13 protein-coding genes are annotated in these 13,908 nt (G+C 72.1%); 7 read left to right on the top strand and 6 right to left on the bottom strand.

Annotated features, from left to right (window positions below):
* Positions 1-158 precede the first annotated feature (158 nt).
* The 4 genes from alaS to ACH34S_RS39870 form a co-directional block, all read right to left on the bottom strand.
* Positions 159-2,828 (bottom strand): alanine--tRNA ligase, encoded by a 2,670-nt coding sequence (alaS, locus tag ACH34S_RS39885; RefSeq protein WP_395958123.1) that lies wholly within the window; start codon positions 2,826-2,828, stop codon positions 159-161.
* 2 nt (positions 2,829-2,830) lie between these two features.
* Positions 2,831-3,160, bottom strand: a complete 330-nt coding sequence (locus ACH34S_RS39880) for a hypothetical protein (protein WP_395958122.1) — start codon at positions 3,158-3,160, stop codon at positions 2,831-2,833.
* Complete coding sequence (locus ACH34S_RS39875; protein WP_395958121.1) at positions 3,157-3,633, bottom strand: DUF948 domain-containing protein; 477 nt, start codon at positions 3,631-3,633, stop codon at positions 3,157-3,159. Before ACH34S_RS39875 ends, ACH34S_RS39880 begins: the two co-directional genes overlap by 4 nt.
* 108 nt (positions 3,634-3,741) lie before the next feature.
* On the bottom strand, positions 3,742-5,016 hold the full coding sequence (locus ACH34S_RS39870) for a replication-associated recombination protein A (RefSeq protein WP_395958157.1): 1,275 nt from the start codon (positions 5,014-5,016) through the stop codon (positions 3,742-3,744).
* Between the two features lie 269 nt (positions 5,017-5,285).
* Here ACH34S_RS39870 and ACH34S_RS39865 point away from each other — a divergent pair, with 269 nt between their 5' ends.
* The 4 genes from ACH34S_RS39865 (at position 5,286) to ACH34S_RS39850 (ending at position 7,699) form a co-directional block, all read left to right on the top strand.
* On the top strand, positions 5,286-5,735 hold the full coding sequence (locus ACH34S_RS39865; protein WP_395958120.1) for a hypothetical protein: 450 nt from the start codon (positions 5,286-5,288) through the stop codon (positions 5,733-5,735).
* A 104-nt stretch (positions 5,736-5,839) separates the two neighbouring features.
* Positions 5,840-6,448, top strand: coding sequence for a DUF3105 domain-containing protein (locus ACH34S_RS39860; protein WP_395958119.1), 609 nt, complete (start codon positions 5,840-5,842; stop codon positions 6,446-6,448).
* Positions 6,445-7,062, top strand: coding sequence for a DUF305 domain-containing protein (locus ACH34S_RS39855; RefSeq protein WP_395958118.1), 618 nt, complete (start codon positions 6,445-6,447; stop codon positions 7,060-7,062). The genes ACH34S_RS39860 and ACH34S_RS39855 overlap by 4 nt, the downstream gene beginning before the upstream one ends.
* A gap of 76 nt (positions 7,063-7,138) precedes the next feature.
* The gene (locus ACH34S_RS39850) at positions 7,139-7,699 is read left to right on the top strand and encodes a TIGR03086 family metal-binding protein (RefSeq protein WP_395958117.1); all 561 of its coding nucleotides are present in this window, start codon (positions 7,139-7,141) and stop codon (positions 7,697-7,699) included.
* 169 nt (positions 7,700-7,868) lie between these two features.
* Here ACH34S_RS39850 and ACH34S_RS39845 read toward each other — a convergent pair whose 3' ends face one another.
* Together ACH34S_RS39845 and ACH34S_RS39840 are read right to left on the bottom strand one after the other, a co-directional pair.
* The gene (locus tag ACH34S_RS39845) at positions 7,869-9,143 is read right to left on the bottom strand and encodes a DUF349 domain-containing protein (protein WP_395958116.1); all 1,275 of its coding nucleotides are present in this window, start codon (positions 9,141-9,143) and stop codon (positions 7,869-7,871) included.
* A gap of 32 nt (positions 9,144-9,175) precedes the next feature.
* Entirely contained in the window at positions 9,176-9,922 is a 747-nt protein-coding gene (locus ACH34S_RS39840) for a peptidylprolyl isomerase (protein ID WP_395958115.1), read from the bottom strand.
* A 219-nt stretch (positions 9,923-10,141) separates the two neighbouring features.
* Between ACH34S_RS39840 and ACH34S_RS39835 the strand changes: the two genes are divergently transcribed.
* From ACH34S_RS39835 to aspS, 3 genes are read left to right on the top strand one after another with little or no spacing between them, the layout of a single operon-like run.
* Complete coding sequence (locus tag ACH34S_RS39835) at positions 10,142-10,837, top strand: MBL fold metallo-hydrolase (protein ID WP_395958114.1); 696 nt, start codon at positions 10,142-10,144, stop codon at positions 10,835-10,837.
* An 11-nt stretch (positions 10,838-10,848) separates the two neighbouring features.
* A complete protein-coding gene (hisS, locus tag ACH34S_RS39830) occupies positions 10,849-12,129 on the top strand; it encodes a histidine--tRNA ligase (protein ID WP_395958113.1) in 1,281 nt (426 codons plus the stop codon).
* A complete protein-coding gene (gene aspS, locus ACH34S_RS39825) occupies positions 12,126-13,895 on the top strand; it encodes an aspartate--tRNA ligase (RefSeq protein ID WP_395958112.1) in 1,770 nt (589 codons plus the stop codon). The genes hisS and aspS overlap by 4 nt, the downstream gene beginning before the upstream one ends.
* Positions 13,896-13,908: the final 13 nt, after the last annotated feature.

Genomic DNA, 13,908 nt, shown 5'->3' with positions numbered 1-13,908 from the left:
AGAGCGCTTTCTCGGCACCGGCTTCCCTCGTCGCGTGCTCGCTCCTTCGTCGCTGCGCGCGCTCCTCAGTCCAGCCGGCGCCGCGCTCTTCGCGGGCCTCATCGCCTCGCCCCCGCTCGGCGCGCCGGTCCCGGTGTCCTTGCCCCGAAATCCCGGGCTCACGCGGCCCCTACGGCCTGTTCGACCGCGGCGAGGGCGTCGCCCATGGCGGCCGGGTTCGCGCCGCCGCCCTGCGCGAGGTCGTCCTTGCCTCCGCCGCCCCCGCCGAGCGCCTTGGCGGCGAGCCCGACGAGCCCGCCCGCCTTCAGGCCCCGGTCGCGGGCGCCCTGGGTGACGGCCACGACCACGACGGGCCGGTCCTTCGGCACCCCGGCGACCATCACCACGGCGGGCCGGGACGTGAGCCGCCCGCGGACGTCGACGGCGAGCTTGCGCAGGTCGTCGGCGCCGGTGCCGTCCGGGGCGCGGTGCCCGACGAACGCGATGCCGCCCACGTCCTTGGCCGTGTCGGCGAGCGACGCCGCGATGGCGAGGACCTGCTGGGAGCGGAGCTTCTCCAGCTCCTTCTCCGCGTCCCGCAGGCGCGTGACGACGCCGGAGATCCGCTCGGGCAGCTCCTCCTTGCGGGCCTTCATCTGCTCGGCGAGCTGCGCCACCAGGACGCTCTCGCGGGCCAGGAAGCGGAACGCGTCGATCCCGACGAGCGCCTCGACCCGGCGGACCCCGGCGCCGATCGACGACTCGCCCAGCACCTTGATCAGGCCGAGCTGCCCGGAGCGGGCGACGTGCGTGCCGCCGCACAGCTCGCGGGAGTAGTCGCCGACCTCGACGACGCGGACCTCGTCGCCGTACTTCTCGCCGAACAGCGCCAGGGCGCCCATCGCGCGGGCCTCGTCGATCGAGGTGTGGAACGCGCGGACGTCCAGGTCGCCGACCAGGACCTCGTTGACCTCGTCCTCGACGTCGCGGAGCACGCTCGGCGGGACGGCGCCGGAGGCGGTGAAGTCGAACCGGAACCGGCCCGGCGAGTTCTCCGACCCGGCCTGCGCCGCGGACTCGCCGAGCGCGCGGCGGAACCCGGCGTGCACCAGGTGGGTCGCGGTGTGCGAGCGGGAGATCGCGCGGCGGCGCTCCACGTCCACCTCGGCGTGCGCGGAGTCGCCGGCCTGCGCCTCGCCGCCGACGACGCGGCCGCGGTGCACGATGAGGTCCGCGAGCGGCGACTGCACGTCCGTGACCTCGATGACGGCGCCGTTGCCGAGCCTGATCACGCCGTGGTCGGCGAGCTGCCCGCCGCCCTCGGCGTAGAACGGGGTGCGGTCGAGGACGACCTCGACCTCCGTGCCCTCCCCCGCCGCGGGCGCGTTGGCGCCGTTGACCAGCAGGCCGACCAGGCGGGCGTCGCCGAGCAGGTGCCCATAGCCGATGAAGTCGACCTGGCCGCCGGCGCCGGTGAGCAGCTCGTCGAGGACGGACACGTCCAGGTTGCCGGTGCGCTTGTCGCGGGCGTCCTTCTTGGCGCGCTCCCGCTGCTCGCGCATGAGGCGGCGGAAGCCGTCCTCGTCCACCTGGAGGCCCTGCTCGGACGCCATCTCCAGCGTCAGGTCGATCGGGAAGCCGTAGGTGTCGTGGAGCTTGAACGCCTGCTCGCCCGCGAGGGTCGCGCCGCCCGACCGGCGGGTCTCCTCGACGGCGGTGTCGAAGATGGCGGTGCCGGTGCGGAGCGTCTGGAGGAAGGACTCCTCTTCGGCGTCGATGACCGTGTGGATGTTCGCGGCGGTGCGGACCAGCTCGGGGTACTGCTCGCCCATCGCGGCGATCGCGACGGCGGTCAGCTCGTTCATGAGGCCCGCGTTCTCGCCGCCGAGCAGCCGGAGGTTGCGGATGGAGCGGCGCAGGATGCGGCGCAGGACGTAGCCGCGGCCCTCGTTGGAGGGACGGATGCCGTCGGCGACCATCATCGTCCCGCTGCGGACGTGGTCGGCGATGACGCGCAGCGACACGTCCGCGCGGTGGTCGCGGCCGTACCGGGCGCCGGTCAGGTTCGCGGCGCGGTCGAGGACGCGCCACAGGGTGTCGGTCTCGTAGATGTTGTCGACGCCCTGCAGGATCGCCGCCATGCGCTCCAGGCCCATGCCGGTGTCGATGTTCTTGGCGGGCAGGTCGCCGAGGATCGGGAAGTCGGTCTTGCTGTCCCCCGGGCCCCGCTCGTACTGCATGAAGACGAGGTTCCACACTTCGAGGTAGCGGTCCTCGTCGGCGACGGGCCCGCCCTCGCGGCCGTACTCGGGGCCGCGGTCGTAGTAGATCTCCGAGCACGGCCCGCACGGGCCGGGGACGCCCATCGACCAGAAGTTGTCCTCCATGCCGCGCCGCTGGATGCGGTCGGTGGGGACGCCGACCTTGTTGTGCCAGAGGTCGGCGGCCTCGTCGTCGTCGGTGAAGACCGTCACCCAGAGCTTCTCTTCGGGGAACCCGAAGCCGCCGTCGTCCCGGGACCGGGTCAGCAGCTCCCAGGCGAACGGGATCGCCTGCTCCTTGAAGTAGTCGCCGATGGAGAAGTTGCCCAGCATCTGGAAGAACGTGGCGTGCCGGGTGGTCTTGCCGACCTCTTCGATGTCGGGCGTCCGCACGCACTTCTGGGCGCTGGTCATCCGCGGCGACGGGGGGGTGCGCTGCCCGAGGAAGTACGGCTTGAACGGGACCATGCCGGCGTTGACCAGCAGGAGGGTCGGGTCCTCGGCGACCAGGCTGGCCGAGGGCACCACCGTGTGCCCGCGCTCCTCGAAGAACGTGAGGAAGCGGCGTGCCACCTCTGCCGACTCCATGATCAGTGGCCATCCTTGTCGTGGTCGATGTGATCGATGATCGTGTAACGCGCTTTCAGCACCCGGCGGGGTCGGGCGAGCTCGGCGTCCGGCGGGGCCTGGTCCATGCGGACGGCCTCACGCAGCTCCTCCTCGCGGGCCCTCATCTCCGTACGGACGTCGGAGGCGAAATGCCTCAGCCGTTCGCCCGCGCCCTGCCCCGTCGACACCGCGCGCGCCGCGACGCCCTCCGGGGACCAGGTCCGCGTGAACCGCACGACGCGGCGCTTGACGCGGTGCGAGACGTAGACGCCGGCGCCCGCTCCGACGGTGAGCCAGAACAGCCGCTTCATCTGCGTCCCCTGCCCGAGGACCGGGCCTGCAGCTCCGGCCGCGCGCTCCGCGCGTTCCGGGACCGGCCCCGGCGGGAACGGTCCTGCCGGGGCGGGGCGTCGCCGGGGTGCGCGGCGCCGTCGCCGTCGCGGCCGGCTAGGGCCTTGCGGACGCCGTAGGAGAACGCGGCGGCCTTCACCAGCGGCCCGCCCACCACCGAGGTCATGACGGTGGTGACGGCGGAGACGTTCTGGGTGACGCCCGCGACCTGCTTGGTGATGACGTCGGTGCGGCCGAGCTGCTCGTTGGCGCGCTGGACCGTGCGGGTCATGTCGTCCATCAGGGGGCCCGCCTGGTCGCCGAGGTCGCGGACGACCTCGCCGGCCTCGCGGAGGAGCCGGGCGAGCCTCAGCAGGGTGAGCGCGATGAACGTGACGAGCACCGCCCAGAACACGGCCACGATGAGACCTGCGAGCTGTCCACCAGTGAGCATCAGGGCTTTCCGTTCGTGCGGTTCCGGCTGTCCGGGCCGGGGCATGGCCTGATCGACCTTACCGGTCCCCCGCACCGCGTGGCGGGAGCACCGGCCGGACAAGATCGATCAGCCGCGGTCGCGTCCCTCGCCGGGCGGGCCGCGCAGGACGGACCGTATCCGCGCGAGCACCTCGGTGAACCGGGCCTCGGCGCCGTGCCGGGTCGGCCGATAGTACTCCCGCCCGTCGACCGGATCGGGCGCATACTGCTGCTTCACCACCCCGCCGGGGTGATTGTGCGCGTATTTGTAGCCTTCGCCGTGCCCGACCTTCGCGGCGCCCTTGTAGTGCGCGTCGCGCAGATGCCCGGGGACGGGCCCGACGAGGCCCTTGCGGACGTCGCTCAGCGCCTCGTCCACGGCCGTGATGACCGCGTTCGACTTGGGCGCCAGGGCGAGGTGGATCACGGCCTGGGCGAGGTTGATGCGGGCCTCGGGCAGGCCGACGAACTCCACCGCCTGCGCCGCGGCGACCGCGGTCTGCAGGGCGGTCGGGTCGGCCATGCCGACGTCCTCGCTGGCGTGGACGATCAGCCGCCGGGCGATGAACCGCGGGTCTTCCCCCGCCTCGATCATGCGGGCCAGGTAGTGCAGGGCGGCGTCGGCGTCGCTGCCGCGGATGCTCTTGATGAACGCGCTGATGACGTCGTAGTGCTGGTCGCCCTCGCGGTCGTAGCGGACGGCGGCCCGGTCGACGGCCTTCTCCAGGACGCCGACGTCGATGGCGCCGCCGTCGTCGACGACCAGCGAGGCGGCCTCCAGGTAGGTGAGGGCCCGGCGGGCGTCGCCTCCGGCCAGCCGGACGAGGTGGTCTTCGGCGGCGGCGTCGAGGGTCAAGGCGCCGCCCAGGCCGCGCTCCTCGGCGAGCGCCCGGTGGATGACCTCGCGCAGCTCGTCCTCGCCGAGCGGCTCCAAAGTCAGCAGCAGCGACCGCGACAGCAGCGGGCTGATGACGGAGAAGAACGGGTTCTCGGTGGTGGCGCCGATGAACGACACCCAGCGGTTCTCCACGGCGGGGAGCAGCGCGTCCTGCTGGGCCTTGTTGAAGCGGTGGACCTCGTCGACGAACAGGACCGTCTGCCGCCCCGCCATGCCGAGCTCGCGGCGGGCCAGGTCGATCTCGGCGCGGACGCGCTTGACGCCGTCGCTGACTGCGGAGATCTCCACGAACCGGCGGGAGGTGACGTGGCTGACGACCGTGGCGAGGGTCGTCTTGCCGGTGCCGGGCGGGCCCCACAGGACGAGCGACATCGGCACGTCCCGGTCGACGAGCTGGCGGATCGGGGTGCCGGGGCCGAGCAGATGGGCCTGGCCGACGACCTCGTCCAGCCCGCGGGGCCGCATTCGCACGGCGAGCGGCTGCCGCACGTCTGCCCCGCCTGCCGCCGCCGGGCTCGGGGCCGCCGGCGCGGCCGGCCCGCGCTCCGGGACCGGTGCGTCGAAAAGGCCCTCCGGCTCGCCCGATTCCGCCCCGCTGGTCACGCTCCGACACTATCTCGCGGCGCCGACATCCCCGGACGCACCGGCTCGTGCCACAGTGCTCCGGAACGTGGGAACCTGGGGCCCGGTTCCCACGTTGGAACGGCGCGAATGTCGCATTCAGGAGCGTGACGGTGTCCGGTACGACCCCGCGCAGGCGCCACGGGCCGGCAGGGCTGCTCGTGGTGCTCTTCGTCGTGGGCGGGCTGATCTTCAGCTACGGGCTGCGGCACGGCCCGGTGGAGCGGCTGTGCACCGAGCACGCCGTGAGCGTGCCCGTGGCCGCCGCGGCCGCCGTGACCGGCCACCACACTCCCGGCCCCGGGGGTTCGGCGCTCCACGGCCTTCACAAGCTCTCTGACGCGGTATTGACAGCGCCGCTGAAAGACAGGCCCGCGCAGCCGCCGCTGGACGCGTGCCTGTGCCTGGCGGCCCTGTTCACCCTCGTCCTGCTCGCCCTGGCGATCGCGCTGCGCCGCCCTGCCACGCGCCTGCCCGCCCGGACCGGCTGGACGCTCGTCCGGGCCCCCGCGGGCACGTCCAGGCCCGCGTTCCGGCCCCCGCTCCAGGTGCTCCGGCTGTGACGGACCGGCCGTAAGGCCGCCGCATCCGCCGTGTCGACGTCCATCGCGACACGGCGCTGCCCTTCTGTCCGACATCCAGCCACAGCACCGAGAGGACCGCTCTCATGTCCAAGAGCGCCCGTAACAAGAACGCCCGCAAGACCAAGAACGCGCTCACCCAGCGCGAGACGCCGTGGGGCGCCATCGCCTTCTTCACCCTGATCGGCGTGGTCGCGACCGTCGTCATCGGCTACGCGTTCATGCAGTCCAGGCCGTCGTCGGCGGACGACGCGTCCATCGCGGGCATGGTCACCAAGGACGGCCTGGGCCGCGACCACACCACCAGCCCGGTCAAGTACGAAACCGACCCGCCCATGGGCGGTGACCACGACGCCGCCTGGAACAACTGCAACGGCCGCGTGTACGACGCGCCGCTGCGCAACGAGAACGCCGTCCACTCCCTGGAGCACGGCGCCGTCTGGTTCGCCTACCGTCCCGGCCTGCCCGCCGCGCAGCTCGACGCCCTCAAGGCCAAGGTCACCGGCACCGACTACACGTTCCTGAGCCCGTACCCGTCGCTGGACGCCCCGATCGTGCTCAGCGCCTGGGGCCGCCAGCTCAAGCTCCAGGACGCCTCCGACAAGCGCGCCGACCAGTTCCTGCGCGCCTTCGTGAAGGGCCCGCAGACGCCCGAGCCCGGCGCGCCGTGCGACGGCGGGAAGGACACGCCGTGACCCCAGATGCGGGGCGGGGACGGCGCGTCGCCGTCGTCCTCGCCGCCCTCGTCCTCGTCGCCGGCGCGGCGCTGGTGGCGCTCACCCTGTCGCGCTCGGGCGAGCCGGGCACGGACGGCCCCGAGGCGGGGTTCGCCCGCGACATGAGCTCCCACCATGCGCAGGCGGTGCGGATGTCGTTCATCGTCCGCGACCGGACGGACGACCAGGACGTCCGGCTCCTGGCCTACGACATCATCAACACCCAGTCCGCGCAGATCGGCATGATGACCGCCTGGCTGGACGAGTGGGGCCTCCCCAAGGTCGACACCGCGGGCCCCATGCGGTGGATGTCGGGGCACGGCGGGCACCGGCAGGGCGGCACGATGCCGGGCATGGCGACCCGGGCGCAGCTCGCCGACCTGGAGAAGGCGTCCGGACGCGGCGCCGAGATCCTGTATCTGCGCCTGATGACCGCCCACCATCGCGGCGGCGTCGCCATGGCCGAGGCGGTGCTGGCCCGCACCGGCCACGACCGGGTCCGCCGCCTGGCCCGCACGATGGTGGACGGCCAGCGCTCCGAGATCGCCTTGATGAACGAGATGCTCCGCGAGCGGGGCGCCGCCGCGGCCTGACGCGCTCCGCCGGCCGAGCCAGGCGACCTTCGCGATAGCGCTTGACAGGCCGGTCGGATCGCGCGTCACTGACCAGATGGCTCAGAACCTCAGCGGCTACCACCGGGCCCTCGACCTGTTCGAGGGCCTGGTCGCCGGCGTCTCCCCGGACGGCTGGGACGCGCCGTCGCCCTGCGCGGGGTGGACCGCCCTGGACGTCGCCGGCCACGTCACCGGCGGGCAGCACCTGGTCCAGGCCCTGGCCACCGGGGAACCCGTCCCGGACATCGGCCGCGACCCGGCCCGGTTCGTCCCGGACGAGGTCCTGATGAGCTGGCGGGCGGCCCGCAAGGAATGCGCCGCCGCGCTGACCCCCGACGCGCTGCGGACCCCCATCCCCTTCGGCGCCCTGGGCCACCTGCCCCTGGCCGACTACCTGGAGGCCTACATCCTGGAGCCGCTCGTCCACTCCTGGGACCTGGCCCAGGCGACGAACCAGCCGTCACACCTCGACCCGGACCTCGTCCACCACGCCTTCGCCACCGCCCAGGTGGTCTCAGCCCCTCTCAGAGCCAAGGGCCTGCTAGCCGCCCCCCTGCAACCCCCAACAGGCGCCACAGAACAAACCCGCCTCCTAGCCTTCCTGGGACGTTGTTAATCGGGGGGACGACCCCCCGAGCCCCCCGGCTGCGCGGCACGGGTCTCCTCGCTCCGGTCGCTGGCGCTCCCTGCGCTGCGGGGACGCGGCGCGCCGGGCATGCCCGCTGCGCTCGCTGGCGCTCGCTCCGCGTGCCTGCCCGTAACCGTCGGCTGAGGTTAGAACACTCCTACGAGAATTCTGCGAGGGTGCGCTCGGCTTCTTCTAGCCAGGCGCGGCGGGCGGTCAGGGCCTCTTCGGCTTCCTTGACGTCCTTTTCGCGGCCGGCGTCGCGGGCCTTGCCCAGGCGGCGTTCGAGCTGCTCGATGGAGTTGCGGAGCTGGGTGACGGTGGCCTCGGCGCGGGCGCGGGCCTCGGGGTTGGTGCGCCGCCACTCGTTCTCCTCGGCCGAGCGGACGGTCTCCTCGATCTTGCGGAGCCGGCCCTCCAGGCGGTCGCGCTGGTCGCGGGGGACCATCCCGGCGGCCTCCCAGCGCTCCTGGATGGCGCGGAGCGCCTGCCTGGCCTGCCGGACGTCCTTCACGGGCAGCAGCCGCTCGGCCTCGGCGAGGATCTTCTCCTTCTCCTCGGCGTGCTCGCGGAACTCGGCGTCGCGCTCGGCGAACGCGGCGCTGCGGGCCTGGAAGAAGGTGTCCTGGGCGCCTTTGAAACGGGTCCAGAGGTCTTCTTCGGCGTCGCGGGAGGCGCGGCCCGCCGTCTTCCAGCGGCGCATCAGGTCGCGGTAGGCGGCGGCGGTCTCGCCCCAGTCGGTCGAGCCGGACATCGCCTCGGCCTCGGCGACCAGGCGCTCCTTCTCCCTGCGGGCCTCCTCGCGCTGGTCGTCCAGGGTGGCGAAGTAGGCCTTGCGGCGCTTGGTGAAGGCGTTGCGGGCCGACGACAGCCGCTTCCACAGCGCGGTCTCGGTGGGCCGGTCGATGCGGTCGGCGGCCTTCCACTCCTCGACGAGCTGGCGCAGCCGCTCCCCGCCGTTCTTCCAGTGGGTCTCCTCGGCCGCGATCCGCTCGGCCTCGGCGACGATCCGCTCCTTGACCTCGCGGGCCTCGTGGCGGTGCTGCTCGCGCTGGGCCTTGACCTCCTCGCGGCGCCGCCCGACCTGCTCGCTCAGGCCGTCCAGGCGGCGGCCGAGCGCGTCGAGGTCACCGACGGCGTGCGCCTCGGAGACGGCCTCGCGGAGGCGGTCGATGCTCTGCTGCGCCTGGGCGGGCTGCAGATCTGTGGTGCGGACGCGCTGTTCGAGTAGGCCGATCTCGGTGACGAGCGCGTCGTACTTGCGCTTGAAGTAGGCCAGGGCCTCTTCGGGCGCGCCGGCCTGCCAGGAGCCGACGACCCGCTCGCCGCCGGTCGTCTTGACATAGACGGTGCCGTCCTCGTCCACCCGGCCCCAGGGATCGGTCGCGCTGGACACCTTGCCTCCTGAATCGCGGGTCCGAACGGCGCACGCCATCCGGACCCTCAACACCTTAGTATCCCGTTCGCCTATTTCCCGGCGATCGTGACGTCCTGGATCTCTACCTTCTTTTTGGGCTTGCCATCGCCTTTCGGGTCAGAGCCCGCGTCCGCGACCTTCTTCAGCACGTCCAGCCCCTTGGTTATCTTCCCGAACACGGTGTAGTCGGGCTGGAGCTGAGAGTCCTTGTAAACCAGGAAGAACTGGCTGCCGTTGCTGTCCGGCCCGCTGTTCGCCATGGCGAGCGTGCCCTCGGTGTAGGTGGCGCCGTTGGTGTTCTCGTTGGCGAACTCGTAGCCCGGCCCGCCCGTTCCCTGGCCGGTGGGGTCGCCGCATTGCAGAACGTTGAGGCCGCCGCTCGTGAGCCGGTGGCACGGCGTCTTGTCGAAGTAGTTCTTCTGCGCCAGATGCGCGAAGGAGTTGACGGCGCAGGGCGCCTTCGCGCCGTAGAGCTGCATCTCCACGTCGCCGTTGTTGGTCTTGACGGTCGCCTGGACGGTGCCCGTGTAGGCGGGCTTGGCCGGCGGCTTTCCGGCGTCCTTGGACGCCGGGCCCCGCCCGGCCTTGTAGTCGCACTTCGGCCCCGCGGCCGTGGACTCGTCGTCCTTGCCCGTCACGACCATGAACACGGCGCCGCCGACGGCGATGACCGCCACCGCCGCGGCGGAGCTGATGATCTTGAGTCGGCGGGCCTTAGCCGCCTCCTGCGCCCGTCGCTGCTGCTGGCGCTCGTAGCGTTGCCGCGCGAGCTCCTTCTTGCGGTCCTTCCCCGCCACGTGCTGCCCCTCCGGTGTGATCAGTTGAACGTGCAGCGCATAGTAGCGGCACCCGCGAGTAAAAGCGCCTCCGCTTTCAGGGAGCGGTTTCCCACCCCACCTTTCGCGCGTACGCGCGTGCCCGCGACACGGCGACGGGCCTATCTCGTTCGCGGAGGCAATGGCCGCGCCGGTACCCTCGGACACGCCCACCCGAGATGGTTCGAAGGAAGGACGACCGTGCTCGTCGCCGGGTTCCCCGCCGGGTCATTCGCCGCGAACTGCTTTGTCGTGGCGCCCGCCGCGGGTGAGGAGTGCGTGATCATCGACCCCGGCCAGGACGCCGAGGCCGGGATCGACGACATTCTGCGCGAGCAGCGGCTGAAGCCTGTCGCGGTGCTGCTGACGCACGGCCATATCGACCATGTCTGGTCGGTGGCCCCGGTCTGCGGCGCGAAGGACGTCCCCGCCTACATCCATCCCGATGACCGCGAGCTGCTCACCGATCCGGCGAAGGGCCTGTCTCTCGGCGCGGGGCAGCAGCTGTTCGGCGGCCTGGAGCTGACGGAGCCGGACGACGTGCGGGAACTGACCGACGGCGCGACGCTGGAGCTCGCCGGGCTGCGCTTCACCGTCGACCACGCGCCGGGCCATACGCCCGGGTCGGTGACGTTCCGGACCCCGAAGACGCAGGAGATCCCGGACGTGATGTTCAGCGGCGACCTGCTGTTCGCCGGGTCCATCGGGCGCACCGACCTGCCGGGCGGATCTTACGAGCAGATCCTCGCGAGCCTGTCCCGGGTGTGCCTCACCATGCCCGACGAGACGGTGGTCCTGCCCGGGCACGGTGAACAGACCACAATCGGCCGCGAGCGCGCGACCAATCCGTTCCTGTCGGAACTCATTCCGGCGGACGGCCCCAACAAGGGATTCTGAGTCAGAGAGACATGAGTTCGAGCTTCCAGGCCCCCAAGGGGGTCAATGAATACGTCCCGCCGCGCGCGGACCTCTTCTATGCCGTCCGCGAGGCGTTCGCCGAGCAGGCGCGGCTGGCCGGATACGGCTATATGGAACTGGCCGTGTTCGAGAACACCGCTCTGTTCAAGCGCGGCGTCGGAGAGTCGACGGACGTGGTGTCCAAGGAGATGTACACCTTCGAGGACAGGGGCGGCCGGTCGCTGACGCTGCGGCCCGAGTTCACCGCGTCGGTGCTGCGGTCCGTGCTGGAGAACAACCTGCACAAGGGCGTCCTGCCGGTGAAGGTGTGGACGACCGGCCCGGCGTTCCGCGCCGAGCAGCCGCAGCAGGGCCGCTACCGGCAGTTCTACCAGCTCGACCTGGAGGCGATCGGCAGCGAGGACCCGCGGGTCGACGCCGAGACGATCGCGATCGCGTGGAACTGGTACCGCTCGCTCGGCCTGACGCGGGTGCGGCTGCTGCTGAACTCGCTCGGCTGCCGGGAGTGCCGCCCGGCCTACCGGGCGCTGCTGCAGGACTTCCTCCGCGGCCTCGACCTGGACGAGGACACCCGCGCCCGCGTCGAGATCAACCCGCTGCGGGTCCTGGACGACAAGCGCCCCCGGGTGCGGGCCCAGATCGCGGACGCCCCGCTGATGGCCGACCACCTGTGCCCGGCCTGCAAGGCGCACCACGACCGGGTCCGCGAGTTCCTCACCGACCTCGGCATCGCGTGGGAGGACACCCCGACCCTCGTCCGCGGCCTCGACTACTACACCCGCACCACGTACGAGTTCGACCACCCGCTGCTGGGCGCGCAGTCCGGCATCGGCGGCGGCGGGCGCTACGACGGCCTGTCGGAGGACATCGGCGGGCCGCCGCTGCCCGGCATCGGGTTCGGCCTCGGCCTCGACCGCACGCTTCTGGCCGTGGACGCCGAGCGGCAGGAGGACAGGCGCGACGAACTCCCCGTCAAGCCGCGCTGCGAGGCGTTCGGGGTCCCGCTCGGCGAGGCGGCGGAGCGGCGGCTGTTCACGTTGATCAACGAGCTGCGCCGGGCCGGGATCGCCGCCGACATGGCGTTCGGCGGGAAGCGGCTGAAGGGCGCCATGAAGGACGCCGACCGCTCGGGCGCCCGGTACGCCGTGATCCTCGGGGAGCGAGATATCGCGGACGGCGTCGCCCAGGTCAAGGATCTGGCCGCGGGCGAGCAGACCGCCGTCCCGCTCACCGACATCATCACGACGTTGAAGGAAAGGCTCGCACCATGATCCGCTCGCACGAGGCGGGGACGCTCCGCAAGGAGCACGCAGGGCAGCAGGTCACCCTCGCCGGCTGGGTCGGCCGCCGCCGCGACCACGGCGGTGTCACGTTCATCGACCTGCGCGACGCGTCCGGCACCGCCCAGGTCGTCTTCCGCGAGGAGGACGCGGCGCACGACCTGCGCTCGGAGTTCTGCGTCAAGGTCGTCGGCGAGGTCCGCGTCCGGCCGGAGGGCAACGAGAACCCCGAGCTGCCGACCGGTGACGTGGAGGTCGCCGCCGCCGACATCGAGGTGCTGTCGGACGCGGCGCCGCTCCCGTTCCCCATCGAGGGCGACGTCAACGTCAACGAGGAGATCCGCCTCAAGTACCGGTACCTCGACCTGCGCCGCGACGCCGTCGCGCGGGCCATGAGGATCCGGTCGGAGGCGTCGTTCCTGACGCACGAGGTGATGCGCGAGCACGGCTTCGTCAACGTCGAGACCCCGACGCTGACGCGGTCGACGCCCGAGGGCGCCCGCGACTTCCTCGTCCCCGTCCGGCTGCAGCCGGGCCACTGGTACGCGCTGCCGCAGTCGCCGCAGCTGTTCAAGCAGCTGCTCATGGTCGGCGGGCTGGAGCGCTACTACCAGATCGCCCGCTGCTACCGCGACGAGGACTTCCGCGCCGACCGGCAGCCGGAGTTCACCCAGATCGACATCGAGATGTCGTTCTGCGACCAGGACGACGTCCTCACCGTCGGCGAAGACCTCGTCGCCCGGCTGTGGAGGGAGATCGCCGGGCACGAGATCCCCCGCCCGATCCCCCACATCACCTACGCCGACGCGATGTCCCGGTTCGGATCCGACAAGCCCGACCTGCGGTTCGGCCTCGAGCTGACCGACATGACCGAGTACTTCGCCGGGACGTCGTTCCGCGTGTTCCAGGCCCCCTACGTCGGCGCGGTCGTCATGCCCGGCGGCGCGGCCCAGACCCGCAAGGAGCTGGACGCCTGGCAGGACTGGGCGAAGGCCCGCGGCGCCCGCGGGCTGGCGTACGTGCTCGTCCAGGAGGACGGGACGCTCGGCGGCCCCGTCGCCAAGAACCTGTCCGACGCCGAGAAGTCGGGCCTGGCCGCGAAGGTCGGCGCCGACGCCGGTGACGCGATCTTCTTCGGCGCGGGCAGGCGGCACTCCACGCAGGAGCTGCTCGGCGCGGCCCGGCTGGAGATCGGCCGCCGCCGCGACCTGATCGACGAGTCGGCGTGGGAGTTCGTCTGGGTCGTCGACGCGCCGATCTTCGAGCCGGTGGAGGACGACAAGGGCGAGCAGATCGGCTGGACGTCCGTGCACCACCCGTTCACGGCCCCGAAGCCCGGGTTCGCCGCGACGTTCCAGGACGACCCCGGCGGCGCGCTCGCGGACGCCTACGACCTCGTCCTCAACGGGACGGAGATCGGCGGCGGGTCGATCCGTATCCACCGCGCGGAGATGCAGCAGCGGGTGTTCGAGGTGCTGGGCCTGTCGAAGGAGGAGGCCGAGTCGAAGTTCGGGTTCCTGCTGGAGGCGTTCAAGTTCGGGCCCCCGCCGCACGGCGGCATCGCGTTCGGCTGGGACCGCGTCGTCATGCTCCTCGCCCGCCAGGACTCGATCCGCGACGTGATCGCGTTCCCGAAGGCGGCCTCCGGCTATGACCCGCTGACGGCCGCGCCGACGCCGATCACGCCGCAGCAGCGCACCGAGGCGGGCGTGGACGTGATCCCCGAGGATGAGCCCGCCGAGCCCGCCGGGGGCTGAGCGACCGATACGT

Source organism: Actinomadura sp. 3N508 (assembly GCF_044326375.1).
Classification (GTDB): domain Bacteria; phylum Actinomycetota; class Actinomycetes; order Streptosporangiales; family Streptosporangiaceae; genus Spirillospora.
Note: the sequence above shows the minus strand (reverse complement) of the source record. Positions and strands in the feature narration are given on the sequence as shown.

What these genes read in the sequence shown, in the direction of transcription:
- ACH34S_RS39880 (WP_395958122.1), bottom strand. Translation starts at nt 3,160, where the DNA reads ATGAAGCGGCTGTTCTGGCTCACCGTCGGAGCGGGCGCCGGCGTCTAC.
- ACH34S_RS39875 (WP_395958121.1), bottom strand. Translation starts at nt 3,633, where the DNA reads ATGCTCACTGGTGGACAGCTCGCAGGTCTCATCGTGGCCGTGTTCTGG.
- ACH34S_RS39845 (WP_395958116.1), bottom strand. Translation starts at nt 9,143, where the DNA reads ATGGCGTGCGCCGTTCGGACCCGCGATTCAGGAGGCAAGGTGTCCAGC.
- hisS (WP_395958113.1), top strand. Translation starts at nt 10,849, where the DNA reads ATGAGTTCGAGCTTCCAGGCCCCCAAGGGGGTCAATGAATACGTCCCG.
- ACH34S_RS39870 (WP_395958157.1), bottom strand. Translation starts at nt 5,016, where the DNA reads ATGCGGCCCCGCGGGCTGGACGAGGTCGTCGGCCAGGCCCATCTGCTC.
- ACH34S_RS39850 (WP_395958117.1), top strand. Translation starts at nt 7,139, where the DNA reads ATGGCTCAGAACCTCAGCGGCTACCACCGGGCCCTCGACCTGTTCGAG.
- aspS (WP_395958112.1), top strand. Translation starts at nt 12,126, where the DNA reads ATGATCCGCTCGCACGAGGCGGGGACGCTCCGCAAGGAGCACGCAGGG.
- alaS (WP_395958123.1), bottom strand. Translation starts at nt 2,828, where the DNA reads ATGGAGTCGGCAGAGGTGGCACGCCGCTTCCTCACGTTCTTCGAGGAG.
- ACH34S_RS39860 (WP_395958119.1), top strand. Translation starts at nt 5,840, where the DNA reads ATGTCCAAGAGCGCCCGTAACAAGAACGCCCGCAAGACCAAGAACGCG.